The sequence below is a fragment of the Paraburkholderia sp. CNPSo 3272 genome (genome assembly GCF_024206495.1).
In the GTDB taxonomy this organism is placed as follows: domain Bacteria; phylum Pseudomonadota; class Gammaproteobacteria; order Burkholderiales; family Burkholderiaceae; genus Paraburkholderia.
In genome coordinates, this window is the sequence record NZ_JAMBPQ010000007.1 from 69,265 (window position 1) to 92,185 (window position 22,921).

Annotated in this window: 17 protein-coding genes; 6 read left to right on the forward strand and 11 right to left on the reverse strand. The window is 66.2% G+C overall.

What is annotated here, in order from left to right; translation table 11 throughout:
• Positions 1–15 precede the first annotated feature (15 nt).
• The 6 genes from ribBA to M3I53_RS11365 all read right to left on the reverse strand — a co-directional run bounded on the left by ribBA (position 16) and on the right by M3I53_RS11365 (position 7,601).
• Positions 16–1,182 carry a bifunctional 3,4-dihydroxy-2-butanone-4-phosphate synthase/GTP cyclohydrolase II gene (gene ribBA, locus M3I53_RS11340; RefSeq protein WP_254316033.1) on the reverse strand — a complete coding sequence of 389 codons (1,167 nt, stop codon included), beginning with the start codon at positions 1,180–1,182 and terminating at the stop codon, positions 16–18.
• Positions 1,183–1,414: 232 nt separating this feature from the next.
• Positions 1,415–3,250 carry an ABC transporter ATP-binding protein gene (locus M3I53_RS11345; protein ID WP_254316034.1) on the reverse strand — a complete coding sequence of 612 codons (1,836 nt, stop codon included), beginning with the start codon at positions 3,248–3,250 and terminating at the stop codon, positions 1,415–1,417.
• Between the two features lie 404 nt (positions 3,251–3,654).
• A complete protein-coding gene (locus tag M3I53_RS11350) occupies positions 3,655–4,293 on the reverse strand; it encodes a riboflavin synthase (protein WP_254316035.1) in 639 nt (212 codons plus the stop codon).
• Between the two features lie 35 nt (positions 4,294–4,328).
• Complete coding sequence (ribD, locus tag M3I53_RS11355; RefSeq protein WP_254316036.1) at positions 4,329–5,447, reverse strand: bifunctional diaminohydroxyphosphoribosylaminopyrimidine deaminase/5-amino-6-(5-phosphoribosylamino)uracil reductase RibD; 1,119 nt, start codon at positions 5,445–5,447, stop codon at positions 4,329–4,331.
• Positions 5,448–5,525: 78 nt separating this feature from the next.
• Positions 5,526–6,851: a glutamate-1-semialdehyde 2,1-aminomutase gene (gene hemL, locus M3I53_RS11360; RefSeq protein ID WP_254316037.1), complete on the reverse strand. Its 1,326-nt coding sequence runs from the start codon at positions 6,849–6,851 to the stop codon at positions 5,526–5,528.
• A gap of 210 nt (positions 6,852–7,061) precedes the next feature.
• Positions 7,062–7,601, reverse strand: coding sequence for a hypothetical protein (locus M3I53_RS11365; protein ID WP_254316038.1), 540 nt, complete (start codon positions 7,599–7,601; stop codon positions 7,062–7,064).
• 219 nt (positions 7,602–7,820) lie between these two features.
• Here M3I53_RS11365 and M3I53_RS11370 point away from each other — a divergent pair, with 219 nt between their 5' ends.
• Positions 7,821–9,053 (forward strand): Bcr/CflA family multidrug efflux MFS transporter, encoded by a 1,233-nt coding sequence (locus tag M3I53_RS11370; protein ID WP_254316039.1) that lies wholly within the window; start codon positions 7,821–7,823, stop codon positions 9,051–9,053.
• Positions 9,054–9,152: 99 nt separating this feature from the next.
• On the opposite strand, the gene M3I53_RS11375 is transcribed toward M3I53_RS11370, so the two are convergent.
• The 3 genes from M3I53_RS11375 to zwf all read right to left on the reverse strand — a co-directional run bounded on the left by M3I53_RS11375 (position 9,153) and on the right by zwf (position 13,314).
• Positions 9,153–11,069, reverse strand: a complete 1,917-nt coding sequence (locus M3I53_RS11375) for a bifunctional transcriptional regulator/glucokinase (RefSeq protein ID WP_254316040.1) — start codon at positions 11,067–11,069, stop codon at positions 9,153–9,155.
• Positions 11,050–11,751, reverse strand: a complete 702-nt coding sequence (pgl, locus tag M3I53_RS11380) for a 6-phosphogluconolactonase (protein ID WP_254316041.1) — start codon at positions 11,749–11,751, stop codon at positions 11,050–11,052. The genes M3I53_RS11375 and pgl overlap by 20 nt, the downstream gene beginning before the upstream one ends.
• 93 nt (positions 11,752–11,844) lie before the next feature.
• Positions 11,845–13,314: a glucose-6-phosphate dehydrogenase gene (zwf, locus tag M3I53_RS11385; protein ID WP_254316042.1), complete on the reverse strand. Its 1,470-nt coding sequence runs from the start codon at positions 13,312–13,314 to the stop codon at positions 11,845–11,847.
• A 574-nt stretch (positions 13,315–13,888) separates the two neighbouring features.
• Here zwf and M3I53_RS11390 point away from each other — a divergent pair.
• The 4 genes from M3I53_RS11390 (at position 13,889) to M3I53_RS11405 (ending at position 18,200) form a co-directional block, all read left to right on the forward strand.
• The gene (locus M3I53_RS11390; RefSeq protein WP_254316043.1) at positions 13,889–15,136 is read left to right on the forward strand and encodes an ABC transporter substrate-binding protein; all 1,248 of its coding nucleotides are present in this window, start codon (positions 13,889–13,891) and stop codon (positions 15,134–15,136) included.
• 124 nt (positions 15,137–15,260) lie between these two features.
• Complete coding sequence (locus M3I53_RS11395) at positions 15,261–16,202, forward strand: carbohydrate ABC transporter permease (protein ID WP_254316044.1); 942 nt, start codon at positions 15,261–15,263, stop codon at positions 16,200–16,202.
• Positions 16,192–17,049 carry a carbohydrate ABC transporter permease gene (locus M3I53_RS11400; RefSeq protein WP_254316045.1) on the forward strand — a complete coding sequence of 286 codons (858 nt, stop codon included), beginning with the start codon at positions 16,192–16,194 and terminating at the stop codon, positions 17,047–17,049. The genes M3I53_RS11395 and M3I53_RS11400 overlap by 11 nt, the downstream gene beginning before the upstream one ends.
• 32 nt (positions 17,050–17,081) lie before the next feature.
• Entirely contained in the window at positions 17,082–18,200 is a 1,119-nt protein-coding gene (locus M3I53_RS11405; RefSeq protein WP_254316046.1) for an ABC transporter ATP-binding protein, read from the forward strand.
• Between the two features lie 102 nt (positions 18,201–18,302).
• Here the strand turns inward: M3I53_RS11405 and M3I53_RS11410 are convergent, their stop codons facing one another.
• Both M3I53_RS11410 and trxB read right to left on the reverse strand, forming a co-directional pair.
• Positions 18,303–19,079, reverse strand: coding sequence for a Smr/MutS family protein (locus M3I53_RS11410; protein WP_254316047.1), 777 nt, complete (start codon positions 19,077–19,079; stop codon positions 18,303–18,305).
• A gap of 35 nt (positions 19,080–19,114) precedes the next feature.
• Positions 19,115–20,110 (reverse strand): thioredoxin-disulfide reductase, encoded by a 996-nt coding sequence (trxB, locus tag M3I53_RS11415; protein WP_254316048.1) that lies wholly within the window; start codon positions 20,108–20,110, stop codon positions 19,115–19,117.
• Between the two features lie 465 nt (positions 20,111–20,575).
• Here trxB and M3I53_RS11420 point away from each other — a divergent pair, with 465 nt between their 5' ends.
• Positions 20,576–22,897, forward strand: a complete 2,322-nt coding sequence (locus tag M3I53_RS11420) for a DNA translocase FtsK (protein WP_254316049.1) — start codon at positions 20,576–20,578, stop codon at positions 22,895–22,897.
• Positions 22,898–22,921: the final 24 nt, after the last annotated feature.

Genomic DNA, 22,921 nt, shown 5'->3' on the forward strand with positions numbered 1-22,921 from the left:
GAGCGCGATGCGACTTCAGGCGCGCGACGAGGCAGGGTCAGCGGCTTCCGGCGGGCAGGGCGCTTGCGGGTTGCCGCCGGGCATCGGCACGAAGCCGGTGACCTCGAGACCGTAGCCCGACATGCTGCCGAGGCGGCGCGGCTTCGAAAGCACCTGCATGCGGCCCACGCCGAGTTCGCGAAGGATCTGCGCGCCGATGCCGTAGGTCTTGAAGTCTACGGGCCGGCGGGCGAGGGCCTCCGCGCGTTCTTTCTGGTCGAACGCCTTGAAGACGTCGATCAGGTGTTCCTTGGGTTCGCCGCAGTTGAGCATGACGATCACGCCCACGTCGCGCGAGGCGATCTCGCGCATGGCGGCGTCGAGCGTCCACGAGTGCGTGGACGAACCCGTTTCGAGCAGATCCAGCACCGAAAGCGGCTCGTGCACGCGCACGGGCGTATCGACGCCGGGCTTGGGCGTGCCGCGCACGAGGGCGATGTGCGGCGTGCGCGTGGGCTGGTCGACATACATGACCGCGCGGAACGGGCCGTGGGCGGTTTGCATAGTGCGCTCGGCCACGCGCTCGACGATCGATTCGGTGCGGCTGCGGTAGTGGATCAGGTCGGCGATGGTGCCGACCTTCAGGCCGTGCTCCTGCGCGAACTCCATGAGGTCGGGCAGGCGCGCCATCGTGCCGTCGTCCTTGATGACCTCGCAGATCACCGAGGCGGGCGTGAGGCCGGCGAGCGCCGTGAAGTCGCAGCCTGCTTCGGTGTGGCCCGCGCGCACGAGCACGCCGCCGGGCTGGGCCATGATCGGGAACACGTGGCCGGGCTGCACGATGTGCTCGGCGCGCGCGTCGTGCGCGACGGCCGCCTGGATCGTGCGGGCGCGGTCGGCGGCGGAAATACCGGTCGTGACGCCTTCGGCGGCCTCGATGCTGACCGTGAACGCCGTGCCGTACTGCGTGCCGTTGCGGTAGGTCATGAGCGGCAGGTTGAGCAGCTTGCAGCGCTCCTGGGTGAGCGTGAGGCAGATCAGCCCGCGGCCGTACTTCGCCATGAAGTTGATGGCTTCAGGCGTGACGAACTCCGCAGCGATGACGAGGTCACCCTCGTTTTCCCGGTCTTCTTCGTCGACGAGGATGACCATCTTGCCGGCTTTGAGCTCGGCGATGATCTCAGGGGTGGAGGCGAGCGTCATGTTCGGATTCTGGCTGGAAAGGCCACATTTTACGCCACGCGGGCGGGCGCGTCGCCCAGAACGCGGGAAGGCGCGAATCGCGTCTGTTTCACGCTAGTAACGCAATACGTCATTCAGGTGAAACGTTACTATTCGTGCTTCATTTTCCGTGCCCGCGCGCATCACGCCGCACGCGCGCGCGGCTTCCGCCTGAGCCGGCTTGCGGCGGGAAGGTACGCGAAGGGTCGACGCGTCAGCGCAGGATCACGTCGTCGGCGAGTCCTTTCGTCAGTTCCAGCGCCTGGCGCTCGAACAGGCGCCGGTACAGGCCGTTTTCGCGGCGCACGAGCGCGTCGTGTGTGCCTTCCTCCGCCACGCGTCCGCGCTCGAGCACGAGCAGCCGGTCGAGCGCTCGCACGGTCGAGAGCCGGTGCGCGACGACCACGGTCGTGCGGCCCTCCATGAGCCGCTCCATGGCCTGCTGGATCAGCACTTCGCTTTCACTGTCGAGGCTCGAGGTCGCTTCGTCGAAGATCAGGATCGGCGCATTCGCGAGGAATGCGCGCGCGATCGCCACGCGCTGGCGCTCGCCGCCCGAGAGCTTCACGCCGCGCTCGCCCACGAGCGTGTCGTAGCCGTGCGGCAGCGCCGTGATGAAGTCGTGGGCGCTCGCGAGCTTCGCCGCGCGCTCGATTTCGGCGTGGGTCGCGCCGGGCCGGGCATAGGCGATGTTCTCGGCAAGCGAGCGGTGGAACAGCACCGGCTCCTGCTGCACGATGGCGATCTGCGAGCGCAGCGACGCCTGCTGCACGCGCGCAATGTCCTGGCCGTCGATCGTGATGCGTCCGCCGGACACGTCGTAAAGGCGCTGGATCAGCTTGATCAGCGTGGTCTTGCCGGAGCCCGAATGGCCGACGAGGCCCACGCGCTCGCCCGGCGCGATACGCAGCGTGAGGTTCTCGTAGAGCGCCCGGCCTTGCGCGTGGTCGCCATAGCGGAACGTCATGTTCTCGAAGCAGATATCGCCCTGATCGATCACGATGGGCGGCGCATCACGCTGATCCTCGATGCCGAGCGGCGCCGCGTCGAGCGCGACGAGCTCTTCCATGTCGTTGACCGAGCGCTGCAGGTTGCGCACGTGCATGCCCACATCGCGCAGATATCCCTTGAGCAGGAAGAACAGCGTGAGCGCGAACGTGATGTCGCCGACGCTCGCGAGACCGCGCGCCCAAAGCAGCAGCGCCGCACCGAGGATGGCTGCCTGCATGCCCACGAGCAGCGCGCCCTGCACGCCGCCGTTGAGCGTGCCGCGCTGCCACGTGCGCCGCGTGCGGCTGCTCCACTTGGTGACGACGCGCGCGAGCCGCGCTTCTTCGCGCGTTTCCGCGCCGAACGCCTTGACGACGGCGTTGCACGAAATGGCGTCGGCGAGCGCGCCGCCCATCTTCGTATCCCACTGGTTCGCGAGCCGGGCCGAGGGCGCGACGTAAAAGAGCGAGAGCGAGACCGTGATCGCCAGATACACGGCCGAGCCGATGCCGACCACGAGGCCCATCACATGCCACTGCACCGCGAGCAGGATGGTCGAGCCGACCAGCATGACGAGTGACGGGAAGAGGGCGACGAGCAGCGTGTCGTTGAGCAGGTCGAGCGCCCACATGCCGCGCGTGACCTTGCGCACCGTTGAGCCGGCAAAGCTGTTCGCGTGCCAGTCTGTCGAGAAGCGCTGCACGCGATGGAAGGCCTGCGTGGCGATCTCGCTCATCATGCGCAGCGTCAGCGTGATGATGTTGCGGTACGCGGCCTGGCGCATGATCGTGCCGCCGAGCCCGAGCGCCGTGAGCGCCCAGAACGCGACGACCGCCGCATGCCAGGCGGCGGCGCTGCTAGCTGCGCCGCCGTGCGTGAGGGCGTCGACGAGCTGGCCCGCGTAGTGGGGCGTGAGCACGTCGGCGAGCGCGCCGAGGAGCGAGGCGAGCGCGACGGCCGTGACGCGCGCCGGTTGGCGCGCCCAGTGCCGGAAGGTGAAGCCGAGGACCTTGCGGAAAGTTTGCCCGCCCGATTCGGGTTTTGTATTTAGCTCTGTCATGGACAGCATGCTCCGGACGTGACGCCCGAAGACTCTCCTGAAGGAAGCGTGAAGCGTTAAGACGGAAAACGGGCTTCGCACGCCCGGGCATCGGTTGCCGGACGGCCTGACCTCGAATTCGCTGAATACGGCGCGGCGTCTGAAAACATGCCGCGCGGGACGCGCTATGGCTGCGCTGGAAGCGGGACGGTTGCGTGACGCGACGCAACGTGCAACATCACCCGGACCATCGGCATGGCGGCGCTCGTGTCAATCGTTGCCAACTGTGCCTCCTGGTTCGATTCGGGTGATGGGAACGCGGCACGCCGTGTGGCGAACGCGTAGGGGAAGGCTAGATTCTATCAGCGCCCCGGCGCGCGTGCTTGCGCGCGTCCGGGGCAGGCATGGCGCCGGCCCGGCGGCTTTTAGTCCTGCGCGGCCGAATTCGCTGCCTTTTCCGCCGAGAGCATCCGCTCGACATAGCGCGCAATCAGATCGATCTCGAGATTTACCTTCGTACCGGTCCGAAGATGCTTGAGCGTGGTGACTTCCACGGTGTGGGGAATCAGGTTGATCGAGAATTCACAGCCGTCCGCGTGATCGTCGACCGAGTTGACCGTGAGGCTCACGCCGTTCACGGTGATCGAGCCCTTGTAGGCGAGATAGCGGCCGATATCCGCCGGGGCGAGAATGCGCAGTTCATGCGACTCGCCCACGGGCGCGAAGCGCGTGACGGTGCCGAGGCCGTCCACGTGACCCGAGACGATGTGGCCACCCAGGCGGTCGTTCGCGCGCAGCGCCTTTTCGAGGTTCACTTCGCCCGTCGCCGCGAGGCCCACGGTGCGGTTCAGGCTTTCGCGCGAAACGTCGACGTCGAAGCCCGTTGCCGACTTCTCGATGACAGTCATGCACGCGCCCTGGATCGCGATGCTGTCGCCGAGCTGCACGTCCTCGAGGCCGAGGCTCCCTGCGTTGACGGCGAGGCGCACGCCTGCGTCGGCGCCGGTGCCGAGCGGTTTGATCGATTCGATGCGGCCCACTGCCGCGACGATTCCGGTAAACATCGTGCTGTTCCTTGTGTTCAGTGCATCAGTGAGGGTCAGGCGTCTTGCGTCGTGACGACGCGCGCAAGAATGCGCAGATCGTTGCCGAGGCGATCGACGGAATGAAAGGCGAGGCGCGTGCGCTCGTCGAGCGTCGCGGGCGCAGCGATGTCGATCATGCCGAGCGCGTTCGTGCCGAGCAGCGACGGCGCCACATACACGAGCAGTTCGTCCACGCAGCCTTCGCGCAGGAGCGAGCCGTTGAGCTTGTAGCCCGCTTCCACGTGCAGTTCGTTCACGCCGCGCGCGGCGAGCTCGGTAAGCATGGCCGGCAGATCGACCTTGCCCTGGTCGTTGCCGAGCGCGACGATTTCGGCGCCGCGCACGCGCAGCGCTTCGGCGCGTTCTTCGTTGCTCGCGTCGAGCGCCGCGCAGAACACGAGCGTGGGCGCGCCCACGAAAATCTGCGCGAGCGGCGAGGCGTCGAGCCGGCTGTCGATCAGCACGCGTTTGGGCTGGCGCGGGGTGTCGACGGCGCGCACGGTCATGCGCGGGTCGTCTTCCTTCACCGTGCCGATACCCGTGAGGATGGCCGAGGCGCGCGCGCGCCAGGCGTGGCCGTCGGCGCGCGCGGCTTCGCCCGTGATCCATTGGCTTTCGCCCGAGGGCAGGCCGGTGCGGCCGTCGAGCGATGCGGCCACCTTCATGCGCACCCACGGACGCTTGCGTGTCATGCGCGAAACGAAGCCTATATTCAGTTCGCGCGCCTCGTTGGCCAGCAGCCCGCAACGCACGTCGACACCCGCGTCGCGCAAAATCGAAAGCCCGCGCCCCGACACGAGGGGGTTCGGGTCTTCCATCGCCGCAATCACGCGCGCGACCTTCGCTTCGATCAGCGCGTTCGCGCAGGGCGGCGTGCGGCCGAAGTGGCTGCACGGCTCGAGCGTCACGTACGCGGTCGCACCGCGCAGGTCGTGCCCGCGTGCGCGGGCGTCCTTCATCGCCTGGATTTCGGCGTGATCCTGGCCGGCCGGCTGCGTGAAGCCCTCGCCGATCACCACGCCGTCCTTCACCAGCACGCAGCCGACGCGCGGGTTCGGGTCGGTCGTGTACAGGCCGCGGTGCGCGAGCGCGAGCGCACGCTCCATGTGGACGAAATCGGATTGCGAAAACATCGTCGGGCTTTCTCTCGGGCGGCGGTCAGAGGGGGCCGGCGAGGCGCGCGCCGCGCCGGCGGTCGTTTGCGTGATGCCTTATTGCGTGACGTTTTCAGCCGCGGCTTCCGCTGCGAACGCGCTGCGTGCCGCGGCGATCGTTTCGTCGAGGATCGCGTCGTCGTGCGCGCTCGAGACGAAACCTGCCTCGTAGGCCGACGGCGCGAAGTAGACGCCCGCGTCCAGCATGCGGTGGAAGAAGCGGTTGAAGCGCACGATGTCGCTCTTCGTGACCTCGGCAAAGCTGCCTGGCACCTTGTCCGCGAAATAGAGGCCGAACATGCCGCCCACCGAATCCGCCACGAACGGCACCTTCGTTTCGCGCGCCGCCGCCGACAGCCCCTTGGCGAGACGTTCGGTTTTCGCGGTGAGCTGCTCGTAGAAGCCGGGCGCCTGGATGAGTTGCAGCGTCTTCAGGCCCGCCGCGACCGCGATCGGGTTGCCCGAGAGCGTGCCCGCCTGGTACACCGAGCCGTTGGGCGCGAGGTGATCCATGATCTCGCGACGGCCGCCGAACGCCGCCGCCGGCATACCGCCGCCGATCACCTTGCCGAGGCACACCATGTCCGCCTCGACGCCGTAGAGCGCCTGCGCGCCGCGCAGGCCGACGCGGAAGCCGCACATCACTTCGTCGAAGATCAGCACGCTGCCGTGCTTCGCCGTGAGGCTGCGCAATGCGCCGATGAACTCGGGCGTGGCCTTCACGAGGTTCATGTTGCCCGCGACCGGTTCGACGATCACGGCGGCGATCTCGTCGCCGAATGCCTTGAACGCTTCTTCGAGCGCCGCGACGTTGTTGTATTCGAGCACCGTGGTGTGCTTCGCGATATCCACCGGCACGCCCGCCGACGTCGGGTTGCCGAACGTGAGCAGGCCCGAGCCGGCCTTCACGAGCAGGCTGTCGGCGTGGCCGTGGTAGCAGCCTTCGAACTTCACGATGCGGTCGCGCTTCGTGAAGCCGCGCGCGAGACGCAGCGCGCTCATGGTCGCCTCGGTGCCGCTCGACACCATGCGCACCTGCTCCATCGACGGGACGATCTTGCAGATTTCCTCGGCGATCTCGATCTCGGCCTCGGTCGGCGCGCCAAACGAGAACCCATTCGCGAGCACACGTTGCACGGCTTCGAGCACTTCCGGATGCACGTGGCCGACGATCATCGGGCCCCACGAGCCGATATAGTCGATATATCGCTTGCCTTCGGCGTCCCAGAAGTACGCCCCCTGCGCGCGCTCGATGAAGCGCGGCGTGCCGCCGACCGAGCGGAACGCGCGCACCGGCGAATTCACGCCGCCCGGAATGGTGCGCTGGGCGCGTTCGAAGAGGGCTTCGTTGCGGTTGTGCGTGCTGGACTGGGTGTTGGACATGAGTGCTGGACCTGCGAAAGTGGTGTGGCGCGCGGCGCTGACGAAAGGGGGCCGGCGTACGGACCCATGCGGCGCCGCAAGGGGCGCGGGCGATGGGGCTGTTCTCCCGAAATTGTACCGGAGTCGCGCGGATCGGGCCGGCCCCCCCGGTCGGTCTGGGCGGTCCGGACGCGCCCCGATTCAGCGCGCTGACGGGCCCGTTTCTGCCTGCTACTGTCTGCGTTTGCGGGCTGGCGGCAGGAGGTGCGGCGCCGTGTTGCGCAGATTGTCGTGCCATGCCTGCATGGCCGCGATGGCCGGCGCCGGCATGGGCCGCCGCCCGGTCAGCTCCGCCCAGCGCTTTTCCAGCGCGCCTTCGGCCGCCGGCTTGATGACGGTGCCCGAACTTTGTGCGTCCCACGTCTGGATCGAAAACGGGTGCACGCGCAAGTCGTCGCGCGCGATGACGACATTTTCGCCCGCGTCGACGAGCCAGTCGTAGACGAAGTCGATACACAACCGGTAGCCGCGCTTGTACGCGGCGTCCGGCACTTCGTAGGGCGCGCGCGTGACGTAGCCGGAACCGAACAGCCCGCGCGGCTCGGCGGCCACGCGGTGCAGGAACACGCGGTCGCCCGGCAGAATGCCGCGCGCGAACCCGCATCCCCAGGTGTCGGCGACAGCTTCCCCGGCGCGCACACGGCGCGCGAAGCCGGGCAGTTCAGGCCAGGGCCACTTCTTGGGGCTCCAGATGAGCAGGAAGGCGGTCATGTCGGCAACGCGGCAAGATGAGCGAAAGCGGGCAGCTTAGCGCAAAGCCGCGACGCCGCCGGATGTGGGGCGGCGGATGGCCTCCGAGGGGCGTCAGGTACAATTCGCGGCACCGCGTTGCTGTTTTTGTCCGCTTTCGTCCGCTCCTGCAGCGACGGATGACTCGGCCCATGACATCGAGACCGCGCGAGCCGCGCGTGTTTCGCCGCCACACACACCATGTCCCATTCCCCGCGCCGCCGGCCCGATGGCCGGCTGATCCTGTTGCTGGGCGCACTCGCCGCCTGCGGCCCGCTCGCCACCGACATGTATCTGCCGAGCCTGCCCGCCATCGCGCAGTCGTTCGGCGTGAGCGCCGCCGCCGCGGCCTCGACGCTCACGAGCTTCATGGCCGGCTTTTCGATCGGTATGCTGCTCTACGGCCCGGTTTCCGACGCGTATGGCCGCCGCCCCGTGCTGCTCGGCGGCATCGCGCTGTTCACGGTGGCCAGCATTGCCTGCTGGCTCTCGTTTTCGGTGGGCGAGCTCGTGATCGTGCGCTTTCTGCAGGCGCTCGGCGCGGGCGCGGCCTCGGTGCTCTCGCGGGCCATCGCGCGCGACGCCCACGAGCCATCGGACGCCGCCAAAGTCCTCTCGATGGTCGCGATCGTCACGGCGATCGGGCCGCTGCTCGCACCGCTGATCGGCGGACAGTTGCTGCTGATCGGCGGCTGGCGCGTGGTGTTCGTCGCGCTCACGCTGTTCGGCCTCGCGTGCGCCGTGGCGGCCTATCTGCGCGTACCGGAAACCTGGCCGCCGGAAAAGCGCGAAAGCGCGGCCGTGCTGCGCTCATTCGCGGCTTATGGGCGCTTGCTGCGCGATCCGCTCGTCTGGGGGCACATGCTCTGCGGCGGCATGGCGTTCGCCGCGATGTTCACCTATATCTCGGCCACGCCGTTCGTCTATATCGAGTACTTCCACGTTTCGCCGCAGCACTACGGGTTCTTCTTCGGCGCGAACGTGTTCGGGATCATGCTCGGCAACTTCCTCAACACGCGCTTCATCGGGCGGCTCGGCACCCTGCGCATGGTGTCGATCGCTTCGGGCGTGAGCATCGTCGCGTCGCTCTTCGTCGCGCTCATGTGCGTGACGGGCTGGGGCGGCCTGTGGTCGATCGCGTTTGGCCTCTTCTTCGTGGTGAGCGTAGTGGGGCTACTCGGCGCGAACTGCGCGACCGATCTCATGTACCGCTATCCGAAGAACGCGGGCGCGGCGGCGGCCGTATTCGGCGCGACGCAGCTTGCACTCGGCGCGTTCGCGAGCGCCGTGGTCGGCTGGTTCCCGGGCATCTCGCCGTTCGGCATGGGCGTGACGATCGGCGTGTGCGGCCTGCTCACGTGGGCGGGGCGCGCGCTCGTCGTGAAGTGGCACGGCACGCCGGCGCCGGACGCGGTGCAAACGGCAACGCCGTGACGCGTACGTCGGGACGTCGATACGACGTGCAAAATTAAAATGGGACGCCTCGGCGTCCCATTTTTTCACCGCTCGAATGAGCCGACGAATGAGCTGACCTCAGTCGCGCGCCGTGGGTGAAGCGCCGTGGCTCAGCCAGTCGAGCACGGCCGATGCATCGTCGTCGGCATGTTCGCGGGCCTTTTCGACGGTGTTGCCGAGGTCCGCATCGGGCGAAGCGCGGCGAATCGCGACGCCCACCGCGAGGATGTCGATCATCAGCAGATGCAGGATGCGCGAGATCATCGAAAGCTGCGATTCGCGCATCTCGATGTGATCGGTTTCTAGCGCAACGGTCGCGCGCTTCGCGAGCGGCGTGTTGCTCGACGTGATCGCGATCACCTTAGCGCCCGCCTGCATGGCGACGTCGAGCACGCGCAGCAGTTCCGGCGCGCGGCCCGACTTCGAGACGGCCACGATCACGTCGCCCTTGCCGAGCAGCGCGGCGGAAGCGGCCTGCATGTACAGGTCACCATAGGCGATGGTCGGGATGCCGAAGCGGAAGAACTTGTAGTGCGCGTCCTGCGCGACGATATGCGAGTTGCCGAGACCATAGAACTCGATGCGGCGCGCGCCGTTGAGCAGCGTGATCGCACTCTCGACCTGCTCGAAGTTCAGGTGCTCGCGCAGTTGCAGGATGGCCGAGACGGTATTGTCGAGCACTTTCGCGCCGAAGTCGGTGGCGGTGTCGCCCAGATGCACCTGGCTGTGGCTCACCGGAATCGTGCCCGTGAGGCCCGTGGCGAGCTTGAGCTTGAAGTCCGAGAGGCCCTGGCAGCCCAGCGAGCGGCAGAAACGGATGACCGTGGGCTGGCTCACGTCGGCCTTGCGCGCGATATCGACGATCGGATCGTTGATGATCGAGCGCGGATGGTTGAGCGCGAGGTCGGCCACGCGGCGCTCGGCGGGCGTTAGCGCGTCGCGCATCTGGCGAATGCGTTCGAACACGGCCGACGAGCCGCCGCCCGCGCGATTGGACAGCTGCTCCGCGAGAATCGCCGACACGCCGAGGAACGCCGGATACTCGGCCGTGATCACGTAGGTGGGCACGTTCGAGAGATAGGTATCGAAACGGCCCTTCGCCTCGAAGCGCTGGCGGAACGACGAGCGCGTGAAGAGGTCGCCCAGGCGCGGCACCACGCCGCCGCCGATATAGATGCCGCCGAGCGAGCCGAGCGTCATCGCGATGTTGCCCGCGAAGCTGCCGAGAATGCCGCAGAAGCATTCGACGGTCTCGAGCGCGAGCGCTTCACCGTCATGCGCGCGCTGCACGACTTCGGCGGTGCCGAGATCGGCGGGCAGCTTCTTCTTGTCGCGAGTGGCGAGCGCGCGGTAGATCAGTTCGAGGCCGGGCCCCGCGCACACGCGCTCGAACGACACATGCGGCCACTTCTTGCGCGCGAACTGCAGCACGATGTCTTCGCGCTCGTCTTGCGGCGAGAAGCTTGCGTGGCCGCCTTCGCTGCCGAGCGCGATCCAGCGGTCGTCGGCGGGAATCAGGCCCGAGACGCCGAGGCCCGTGCCCGGCCCGAGCAGGCCGATTACGCTGTTCTGGCGGCGCTGGCCGCCACCTACCTGCACGCGCTGCGAGTCGGTCAGGCCGGGCAGCGCCATGGCGAGCGCGGTGAAATCGTTGACGACCAGCAGCGTGTCGAAGCCGAGCGCGCGGCGCGTGGCTTCGATCGAGAAGGTCCAGTCGTGATTGGTCATGCGCACCTGGTCGCCGTCGACCGGATTCGCAATGGCGATGGCCGCATGATTCACGCGGCCGATCTTGTTGTCCTTCAGGTATTGCTGGATCACTTCCGCGACGCCGGGATACTGCGCGCACGGATACACGCGCACCTGGCCGATTTCGCCCGGACGCGTTTCCAGCGCGAAGCGCGCGTTGGTTCCGCCGATGTCGGCGAGCAGCCTCGGACCGTCGGCGTGCTGGCCTGCGCCAGGGGCGTTTTTATTAGGCGCACCAGTAGACATCGAGTCTCACTCCCTTGTCGTTCGCCAGCTTCGAGATGGCGTTGTTTTGTTCGGCCGCGGCGGCCTGTTGCAGCACTTCGAGCTTGCGCTGTCCCGCGATCAGCAGGAACAGGCGATCGACCTGGCGCAGCGCCTGCATCGACCACGAGACGCGCGCGTGGGGCGCGGCCTGCGGATGCACGGCCACGAACGGGCGCGCCGTGGTGATGGCTTCGTGCCATTCGGGGGCGTCGGCGAAAATCGAGGCCGTGTGGCCGTCCTCGCCCATACCGAGCACGGCGACGTTCGGCAGCCTGCGGGCCGGGTCGGCATTGAGCGCGGCGACATGCGCGTCGAGATCCTGCGTCACGTCGACGAGCGGCAGGAAGTGCGCGCCGGCCGCTTCGTGCGTGAGCAGCGTCTCGCGCGCGAGGCGCGCGTTGCTCGCCGAGTCGGTGTCCGGCACCCAGCGGTCGTCGACGAGCGTGACGTCGATGTGCGCCCAGTCGAAACGGTGCGTCGAGAGGGCCTCGAGGAAGGGGCGCGGGCTCGTGCCGCCGGAGACCGCAAGCGTTGCACGGCGCACGGCAGTACCGGGCGCCGCCTGCTGAGCGGCGAGCGACGCATGTAGCGCGTCGCCCACGGCTCGCGCCAGCGCGTCGGATTGGACGCGCGGGTCGTCGAATACGTGAAGCTCGATCACTTCTCCTCCATGCTGCTTTTTTGTAGGTCTACGGGGTAGTTCATCTGTCCGGTCCGGCGTCGCGCTCGCCGTGCGCGCCGCCATGCAATCCCATCAATTCTCTTCTTCTAGCCAGCAGGTGTCGTGCTGTGCAAGCATCGCGCTCGCCGCCGCCGGTCCCCATGTGCCGGCCGCGTACGGCTTGGGCGCGCGCGGCGTTGCCGCCCACTCGTTCAAGATCGGCTCGACCCACGTCCACGCCGCTTCCTGCTCGTCGCGGCGCACGAACAGCGCGAGGCGCCCGTTGATCACGTCGAGCAGCAGGCGCTGGTAAGCCTCCATCTGGCCTTCGCGGAAGAACTGGTCGAACGCGAGATCCAGATGCACGCTCGCGAGATTCATGCCTTCGCCGGGCTGCTTCGCGAGGCAGTAGAGGCGGATGTTCTCGTTCGGCTGCAGGCGGATCACGAGACGATTCGCGCCGGGGCGCAGCGCCGGCGCGCCGAGCGCCGAATGCGGCACCGGACGGAAGTTCACGACGATCTCGGCCACGCGGTCGGCAAGACGCTTGCCGGTGCGCAGGAAGAAGGGCACGCCCGCCCAGCGCCAGTTCTCGATCTCCACCTTGAGCGCGACGAAGGTTTCCGTGTGGCTCTCGGGCTTCACGCCATGCTCGGTCGCATAGCCCGGCACCGCCTGGCCGCGGATCACGCCCGCGTGATACTGCCCGCGCACCGCGACCTTGCTGATGTCGAGCGGGTTGATCGGCTTGAGCGCGCGCAGCACGCGAAGCTTTTCGTCACGCACCGAATCCGAATCCATCGAATGCGGCGGCTCCATGGCGACGATCGAAAGCAACTGCAACAGGTGATTTTGCACCATGTCGCGCAGCGCGCCAGTGTTGTCATAAAAGTCGCCGCGCGCTTCGACGCCCAGTTCTTCGGCAATCGTGATCTGGATGCTCTCGACCCATTCGCGGCGCCACAGCGGTTCGAATAGCGCGTTGCCGAAACGCAGCGCGAGCAGGTTCTGCACCGGCTCCTTGCCGAGGTAGTGATCGATCCGGTAGATCTGGCCTTCGGCGAAGATCTCGCCCACGGCGTCGTTGATTGCGTTGGACGACTTGAGGTCGTAGCCGAGCGGCTTTTCCAGCACGATGCGTGAGTTCTCGTTCAGACCGACGGCGGCAAGCGCGCGGCAGATCGGCACGAACAGCGACGGGCCCGTAGCCAGATAGAACACACGAATGCCGGGCAGCGACGCGATGCCGTCGCGCAGATGCGTGAAGTCTTCGGCGCGCGAGAGGTCTAGCTTCACGTAGACGATGCGCTCGAGGAAGCTGGCCCACGCGTTGTCGTCGAAGCCGCCGTTCTTCTTCACATGCGGCTTGACGTGCTCGTCGACCCACTGGATGTACGCTTCACGATCCTCTTCGTGGCGCGCGACGCCCACGATCTTGCCGGCCTGGGCGAGCATGCCTGAACGGTGCGCTTCATACAGGGCGGGGAGGATCTTGCGCATCGACAGGTCGCCGGTGGCGCCGAAGAGCACGAACGTGAAACCTGAATCGATCTGGGTTTGCATGAGTCTCAGTCAAGTCCTGGGGGCCGCTGCAGGGTACAACGGGTGCCCGCCACTGTGGGCGATCGCGCGGCCGTAGTCCGATAAAATTTTTTTTGACACTGAATTGTAGTTTAACTACAATCCAAATCAAGAGGTAACGTTCATTCGATGAAAAAAGCGTGAAACGCAGCCAGCAAGGCGGTTTGCGCGGTTTCGCGAGCGGACGGAATGCCCCCTCATGTTAACGGAGAACAACGCGGGACTCAGCCCGGCTTGCCAGTGAGCCGGGCGCCCGGTTCCCCAGCGTGTGGAGGCTTCAAGGCCGCGTGACGCAAGCGGCGCCTCGGCCGGCCAGGTGGCCGGTGAAAATCAAAAGAGGAGACAGTCAACTTGCATTCCGAACCACTCATCTCTTGAGCGTCCTGCGGCCGGTAACCGGCCCGCGGCCCGCGCGCATCTAATGAAAAGCACGCGCGCGCGGCACTCCGGCGCCCGTCCGTCCAGTGTTTTGCCTGTTTTGCTGTTTGACCAACCACCGCACCCTGGCGATCAGGGGCCAATCGTTTTTTGTTCAGGTGTCTGGAGGAGATAAGCAATGAAATTCCGCGCGATCATGGGCGCCCTGTGCGCAGCAGGTCTGTTGGGTGGCGTCGCCACGGCGCAAGCGGCCGAGTCCCTCGAAGTGCTGCACTGGTGGACTTCGGGCGGCGAGTCGAAGGCCGTCGGCGTGCTCAAGGACGACATGACGAAGCAGGGCTATGTGTGGAAGGACTTCGCGGTCGCCGGTGGCGCGGGCGCGGCGGCCATGACCGCACTGAAGACCCAGGTGATCTCGGGCAACGCACCGACGGCCGCCCAGATCAAGGGTCCGCTGATCCAGGAATGGGCTGACCAGGGCGTGCTGGTGAACGTCGACTCCGTCGCCGGCGACTGGAAGGCCAACCTGCCGCCGCAGATCGACAAGATCATGCACGCCGATGGCCACTACGTTGCGGCGCCGTTCTCGGTGCACCGCGTGAACTGGGTGTGGATCAACAAGGCAGCGCTCGACAAGGTGGGCGGCAAGGCGCCGACCACGTGGCCGGAATTCTTCGCGCTGGCGGACAAGATGAAGGCCGCGGGCATCCAGGCGGTCGCCGCCGGTGGTCAGCCGTGGCAGGACCTGACGCTGTGGGAAGACGTGGTCCTCTCGCAGGGCGCGGACTTCTACAAGAAGGCACTCGTCGACCTCGACCAGAAGACCCTGACGTCGCAGCAGATGGTCGGCGTGTTCGACACGGTCCGCAAGATCGAGTCGTACATGGATAACGGCCGCACGGGCCGCGACTGGAACCTCGCCACGGCCATGGTCATCAACGGCAAGGCCGGCATGCAGTTCATGGGCGACTGGGCAAAGGGCGAGTTCGCGAACGCGAACAAGCAGCCGGACACGGACTACGTTTGCGCAGCGGTGCCGGGCACGGCGAAGGCCTACACTTTTAACGTCGACTCGTTCGTGTTCTTCCAGCAGAAGGGCCAGAAGACTGCGACGCCTGGCCAGCTCGCGCTCGCGAAGACGATCATGAGCCCGGAATTCCAGGAGCAGTTCAGCCTGTACAAGGGTTCGATTCCGGTTCGTCTCGGCGTGGACATGAGCAAGTTCGACGCATGCGCGAAGAAGTCGTACGCGGATGAGCAGACCGCGATCAAGGCCGGCGGCTATGTGCCGTCGCTCGCTCACGGCATGGCTCAGCCGGACGCCACGGCCGGTGCGATCACCGACGTCGTGACGAAGTTCATGAACTCGAACCAGGATTCGAAGAGCGCGGTGGAGGCGCTCGCGAAGGCTGCGAAGACGAAGTGAGCGTAGCAGGTTAGTGCTGTAAGACGGGGGGCGCCATACGTGGCGCGCCCCGGGCATGACGGTTCACCCTCTGAACCCCATCATCGTGCGAAAGCGGTTTTCGCACCGTACCAGGAGTTGCGCAGTGACTGCTTCTCTTAGCGGCAACGGCAAGGCGGCCACGCCTGCTACCCGCCGCGCGTCGCCCATGGCGGCGCTCGCAGACCGCTGGATCCCGAAGCTGGTGCTTTCGCCCAGCATTCTGATCAGCCTCGTATTCGTCTACGGCTTCATTCTCATTACCGGGTATCTGTCGCTCTCGACCTCGCGACTGATGCCGCGCTATGAATTCGCGGGTCTCGACCGCTATCGCGAGCTGTTCGCGAACGACGTCTGGTGGACGTCGGCGCAGAACCTCGGATGGTTCGGCATCCCGTTCATCGCGATTTGCGTGGCGCTCGGGCTGTTCCTCGCGATCCTGCTCGACCAGCAGATTCGTCAGGAAGGCGCGCTGCGCGCTGTGTTCCTCTATCCGATGGCGCTCTCGTACATCGTGACGGGCACGGCATGGCAGTGGATCTTCAATCCGGACCTCGGCATTCAGCAGGTGATGCACAGCATCGGCTGGACGAGCTTTCACATCGACTGGCTCAACGACCCGGACAAGGCCATTTTCTGTATCGTGGTCGCCGCTGTGTGGCAGTCCACGGGCTTTTGCATGGCGCTGTTCCTCGCCGGTCTGCGCGGTGTCGACAGCGAGATCTTCAAGGCGGCCCAGGTGGACGGCGCGACGCTGCCCACGATCTACCGCAAGATCGTGATTCCGAGCATGCGTCCGGTGTTCTTCTCCGTGCTGCTGATCCTGTGCCACATCACGATCAAGACGTTCGACCTCGTCGTCGCCTTGACGGCCGGTGGTCCGGGCACGTCGTCGTCGCTGCCGGCCATCTTCATGTACACGTTTTCGTTCAACCGCGGGCAGCTCGGCGTCGGCGCAGCGTCGTCGATGATGATGCTTGCGACGGTGGTGGCCGTGCTCGTGCCGCTCATGTATCTGGAATCGAGGAGCACGCGCAATGCAGCCTAAGATGAACGTGAGCCGCGTGGTCATCTATGCGGCGCTGATCCTGTTCGCGTTGTACTTCCTGTTCCCGCTCTACGTGATGCTGTCGACGTCGTTCAAGTCGCTCGACCAGATTCACACGGGCACCATGCTCTCGCTGCCCACGAACCCGACCTTCGCGCCGTGGATCAAGGCGTGGAGCGAAGCGTGTACCGGCGTGCGCTGTGACGGCATGCAGCCGTTCTTCATGAACTCGGTGAAGATGGTGATTCCGGCCGTGCTGATCTCGTCGATCATCGGCGCGTTCAACGGCTACGTGCTCACGCACTGGCGCTTTCGCGGCGCGGACGCGCTCTTCACAATGCTGCTGGTGGGCTGCTTCATCCCGTTCCAGGCCATCCTGCTGCCGATGGCCCGTCTCGAAGGCTTCCTCGGCCTGTCGAACACGATCGGCGGCCTGGTGCTGGTGCACGTCGTGTATGGTATTGCGTTCACCACGATGTTCTTCCGCAACTTCTACGTGAGCGTGCCCGCTGAACTCGTGAAGGCCGCGCGCATCGACGGCGCCGGTTTCTTCATGATCTTCACGCGCATCATGCTGCCGATCTCGCTGCCGATCTTCATGGTGTGCCTGATCTGGCAATTCACGCAGATCTGGAATGACTTCCTGTTCGGTATCGTGTTCTCGGGCGTCGATTCGATGCCGATCACGGTGGCGCTGAACAATCTCGTGAACACGTCCACGGGCGTGAAGGAATACAACGTCGACATGGCCGGCGCGATCATCGCCGCGCTGCCCACGCTGCTCGTCTACGTGATCGCCGGCCGCTACTTCGTGCGCGGTCTCACGGCGGGCGCGGTGAAGGGTTAAACCCGCATTCGATTAAAAGGATTCATAGCATCATGGCAAGCCTTTCCATTCGCGACGTCTACAAGACCTACCCGAACGGCGTTCCCGTCCTCAAGGGCGTGAACATCGACATCGAAGACGGCCAGTTCCTGATTCTGGTCGGCGGCTCGGGTTGCGGTAAGTCGACGCTGCTCAACATGATCGCGGGTCTCGAAACCGTGACCAAGGGCGAGATCCAGATCGACGGCAAGACGGTCAATAATCTCTCGCCGAAGGATCGCGACATCGCAATGGTGTTCCAGTCGTACGCGCTTTACCCGTCGATGACGGTGCGCGAGAACATCTCGTTCGGTCTGAACATTCGCAAGGTGCCGAAGAACCAGCAGACGGAGATCGTCGGCCGGGTGTCGAAGCTGCTGCAGATCGAGCACCTGCTCGACCGCAAGCCGGGCCAGCTCTCGGGCGGCCAGCGCCAGCGCGTGGCCATGGGCCGTGCGCTCGCGCGCGATCCGGTCATGTTCCTGTTCGACGAGCCGCTCTCGAACCTCGACGCGAAGCTGCGTATCGAGATGCGCTCGGAAATCAAGCTGCTGCATCAGCGCGTGGGCACGACCATCGTCTACGTGACGCACGACCAGATCGAAGCGATGACGCTCGGCGACCGCATCGCGGTCATGAAGGACGGCATCGTGCAGCAGTTCGGCGCACCGCAGGAGATCTACGACTCGCCGTCGAACCTCTTCGTGGCGGGCTTCATCGGCGCGCCGCCGATGAACTTCATCAACGGCAAGCTGGTGGAGCAGGGCTCGGGCATCGGTATCGAACTCGACACGGGGGTGGCGCGCAACGTGCTGAACCTGCCGTTCGAAGCGAACAAGCTGCGCGGCCAGATCGGCCAGGAAGTGGTGCTGGGCCTGCGCCCGGAGCGCATCACCGACGCGCGCAGCTCGCACGACGGCCACGGCCACGAACTGCAGCGCCACTCGGTGAAGGTCGACGTGATCGAGCCGACCGGTCCGGACACGCTCGTGTTCGCGCAGGTCAACGGCAAGCGCATCGTGAGCCGCGTGCACCCGGGTGCGAACCCGCAGCCGCTCAACAACATGGAACTGCTGTTCGACGTTTCGAAGGCCGTGCTGTTCGATCCGAAGACGGAAGAGCGCCTCGCCTGATCGTCGTGCGCCGGTTTGCCCGGCGCGATAAAAAAACCCCGTTCGCTGCGCAAGCAGCAACGGGGTTTTTTCATATCGACGACGCGCCGATGACGGGTTCGGTCAGGGCAGGTGAGGATGATGCTGCCCGTGCCCGACCGGGTGCGGCTGCAACAGCACGAGCACAGCGCCCGCGCCGCCGTCGTGCGGCCGCGCCTGGCAGAACGCGATGACTTCTTCCTTCTGCACGAGCCATGCTCGCACCTTGCCCTTGAGCACCGGCTCCTTGCCGACGGAACCCAGGCCCTTGCCGTGGATCACGCGCACGCAGCGCAGCCCGCGCTTGCCTGCTTCACGGATGAAGTTCTGCAGCGCCTCGCGCGCTTCCTCGCGGCGCATGCCGTGCAGGTCGAGTTGCGCTTGCACGATCCACGTGCCGCGCCGCAGCTTCTTGACGACTTCCTCGCTCACGCCGGGGCGGTGGTAGTAGAGCGAGTCGTCGGTGTCGAGCAGCGCTTCCGGGTCGAATTCGTCGGAGATCGCTTCGTGCAGCACAGCCTGCTCGTCGAGCTGCGTTTGCAGTGGCAGCGGCACCGGTGCTGCGCGACGCGCCTGCGCGCGCGCAGGCTGCTTGAGCGGCGCGACCTGGCCGATCTCGCGGCGAAAGAGGTCGCTGTCGGCGGCGGCTTCGACGCGCGTCGCCTGTGCGGCCACGCGTTCGCGCTCGCGCTGGCGGGTTTGCACCTTGAGCGCGTCGCGCAGGCTGCCGAGGCCGGCGAAGCCGGCAGCCGTCTTGCCAGACGCGGCTTCGTCCGCTGCGGGAGCAGGCGTGGGCGCGGGAGCCGGGCGAGCGGAGGCGGGGCGCCTGGGTTCGCCCGGGTGGGGCACGTTCTTGGGCATGACGAAAGACGCTGGGTGAATCCCGCTCGCCCGGCTTAGCGGTCGGCTTCGGCGCTCATCACGTGCGCCTGACCCAATTCGTTCACGGTCTCGAGGTAGCGCTGCGCGTCGAGCGCGGCCATACAGCCCGTACCCGCGCTCGTGATCGCCTGGCGATAGACGTGATCCTGCACGTCGCCGGCCGCGAACACGCCCGGCACGCTCGTGCCCGTGGCGTTGCCGTTCAGGCCGCCGTTCGTGATGATGTAGCCGTTCTTCATCTCGAGCTGGCCTTCGAAGATGTCCGTGTTCGGCTTGTGGCCGATCGCGACGAACAGACCCTGCAGGTCGAGCTCGGTGGTCTCACCCGTCTTCACGTTCTTGATGCGCAGGCCGTTCACGCCGCCTTCGTTGCCCTTCACTTCGTCGAGCACGTGCTCCCACTTGATCTCAACCACGCCTTCCTTTTCCTTCTCCAGCAGGCGGTCGATCAGGATCGGCTCGGCGCGGAACTTGTCGCGGCGGTGAATGACCGTGACCTTCTTCGCGATGCCCGAGAGGTAGAGGGCTTCTTCAACGGCCGTGTTGCCGCCGCCGACCACGGCGACGTGCTGGTTGCGGTAGAAGAAGCCGTCGCAGGTCGCGCATGCCGAGACGCCGCGGCCCATGTACAGCTCTTCGCTCGGCAGGCCGAGGTATTGCGCCGATGCGCCGGTCGCGATGACGAGCGAGTCGCAGGTGTACTCGCCCGAGTCGCCGATCAGGCGGATGGGCTTTTCGTTCAGCCTGGCCGTATGGATGTGATCGAACACGATTTCCGTGTTGAAGCGCTCGGCGTGCTCGAGGAAACGCTGCATCAGTTCGGGGCCTTGCACGCCGTTCGGGTCCGCAGGCCAGTTTTCGACGTCGGTCGTCGTCATGAGCTGGCCGCCCTGGGCGAGACCCGTGACGAGCAGCGGCGAAAGGTTCGCACGCGCCGCATAGACGGCAGCCGTGTAGCCGGCGGGGCCGGAACCGAGAATCAGGACTTTGGCGTGTTTGGTTGCAGACATGATCGAATTCCGTAGAAAGACGCTGCGTGGCGCGTAAGGTCGGGCGCCCGGCCGAAAGGCTCCCGGCCAGGGCCGCCCGGCGTTGCGGCGGGGCTCACACATGCAGTTGGGCATCAGCCCGCAATTATAAAGGCGGGGGAAGTTCACCGCTCGATGAAGCTTCTTCATCAGCGCGATAGCCCGGGCTTCAAGGCGGCCCGCGCAGGGCGACCCGCGCAGGGTGGCCCGCGCAGTGTCGCCCGCGCAGGGCGGCTCGACGGGGCGCGGCGCGGCCCGATGTCGCCCTGCGGCGCTCGCGCAGCGTTGTCAGTTACCGTCATTTACAGCGAGGGGCCGCCGGGGCCGAAACAACGCGTTTACAATAGGCCGGATCGGACGATGGCGGCCGCGCCCGTCTGCCCGGGGTTTCGGGCATACGGAAGGACTGGCGGACCGCAAACGCATCAAGAATCAGCCCAGGATTCAATGGCCAAAGCTCCCTTTTCCGCACAGGCGCAGGCATTGCCTCACCGCATGTCGCGCCTTTTCACCGAAATTCGCTGGATCCTGCAGGTCGCGCTAGGCGTGTTCCTGCTGATGGCGCTCATCAGCTACAGCCGCCACGACCCGAGCTGGACGCACGCGGCCCAGGTCGACCACATCTCGAACTGGGCGGGACGCGTCGGCGCGCGCGTCTCGGACATCCTGCTGCTGCTGTTCGGACTGTCCGCCTATTGGTGGATCGTGCTGCTCGGGCGCCTCATCTCGGCGAACTACCAGCGCATTACGCGCCACGAAGCGATCGCCGACGATGACGACGACAAGCCGCGCGACATCAGCTGGGTCGCCGAAGCGCTGTCGTTCGTGCTCGTCATGCTGTCCAGTTGCGGCATCGAAGCGCTGCGCATGTGGTCGCTTAGGGTGCAGCTGCCCCAGACGCCCGGCGGCGTGGTGGGCGGCGCGGTGGCGCGCGGCGTTTCGCACGCGCTCGGCTTCACGGGCGGCACACTTGCGCTCCTGCTCGCGCTCGCGATCGGTCTTTCGCTCTATTTCCGCTTCTCGTGGCTCTCGGTCGCCGAACGGGTCGGCGAACACATCATCAACGCCGTCACCATGGCCAGGCTGCGCCGCGAGGCGGGCCGCGACCGCAAGCTCGGCGAGGCAGCGGCCGTCAAGCGCGAAGGCAAGGTCGAGCGCGGCCGCGTCAAGATCGAGGAACACGAGCCGGTCACGATCGTGCCGCCGGTTGTCACGCCGCAGCGCTCCGAGCGCGTGGAAAAAGAGCGCCAGGTGCCGCTCTTCAAGGACCTGCCTGGAGACTCCACGCTGCCGGCGATCTCGCTGCTCGATCCGGCTTCGGCCACCCAGGAAACCATCTCCGACGACACGCTCGAATTCACCTCGCGCCTGATCGAGAAGAAGCTCAAGGACTTCGGCGTGGACGTGGCCGTGGTGGCCGCGTATCCGGGCCCGGTCGTCACGCGCTACGAGATCGAGCCGGCCACGGGCGTGAAGGGCAGCCAGATCGTGGGCCTCGCGAAGGATCTCGCGCGTTCGCTCTCGCTCGTGTCGATCCGTGTAGTCGAAACGATTCCGGGCAAGAATTTCATGGCGCTGGAGCTGCCGAACCAGCGCCGCCAGACTGTGCGACTTTCGGAAATCCTCGGCTCGGCGGTCTATTCCGACGCGCCTTCCGCGCTCACCATGGGCCTTGGCAAGGACATCGGCGGCAAGCCGGTGTGCGCCGACCTCGCGAAGATGCCTCACCTGCTCGTGGCCGGCACGACCGGCTCGGGCAAGTCGGTGGGGATCAACGCGATGATCCTGTCGCTGCTCTACAAGGCGAGCGCCGAGCAGGTCCGCATGATCCTGATCGACCCGAAGATGCTTGAAATGAGCGTCTACGAGGGCATTCCGCATCTGCTCTGCCCGGTCGTGACCGACATGCGCCAGGCCGGCAACGCGCTGAACTGGACCGTGGCCGAGATGGAGCGCCGCTACAAGCTCATGAGCAAGCTGGGCGTGCGCAATCTCGCGGGCTACAACAACAAGATCGAAGAGGCGAACAAGCGCGAGGAGAAGATCCCGAACCCGTTCAGCCTCACACCGGACGATCCGGAACCGTGCCAGAAGCTGCCGCATATCGTGGTCGTGATCGACGAACTCGCCGACCTCATGATGGTGGTCGGCAAGAAGGTCGAAGAGCTGATCGCGCGTATCGCCCAGAAGGCGCGCGCCGCCGGCATCCACCTGATTCTCGCGACGCAGCGGCCTTCGGTGGACGTCATCACCGGCCTCATCAAGGCCAACGTGCCGACGCGTATGGCGTTCCAGGTCTCCTCGAAGATCGACTCGCGCACGATTCTCGACCAGATGGGCGCCGAGTCGCTGCTCGGCATGGGCGACATGCTCTACCTGCCGCCGGGCTCGGGTCTGCCCGTGCGCGTGCACGGCGCGTTCGTCGCCGACGACGAGGTGCACCGCGTCGTCGAGAAGCTCAAGGAGCAGGGCGAGCCGAACTATATCGAGGGCATTCTCGAAGGCGCGGTGGGCGGCGAGGGCGACGAAGGCACGACTGCGGGAACCAGCGGCACTGGCGACGAGTCCGATCCGCTGTACGACCAGGCCGTCGAAGTGGTGATCAAAAACCGCCGCGCTTCGATCTCGCTCGTGCAGCGGCACTTGCGCATCGGCTACAACCGCGCGGCGCGGCTGCTCGAACAAATGGAGCAGTCCGGGCTCGTTTCGGCGATGTCGTCGAGCGGCAACCGCGAGATCCTGGTGCCAAACCGCGGCGAAGCCGAATAAGCCGCGCCAGGCCGCCGTGCTTTG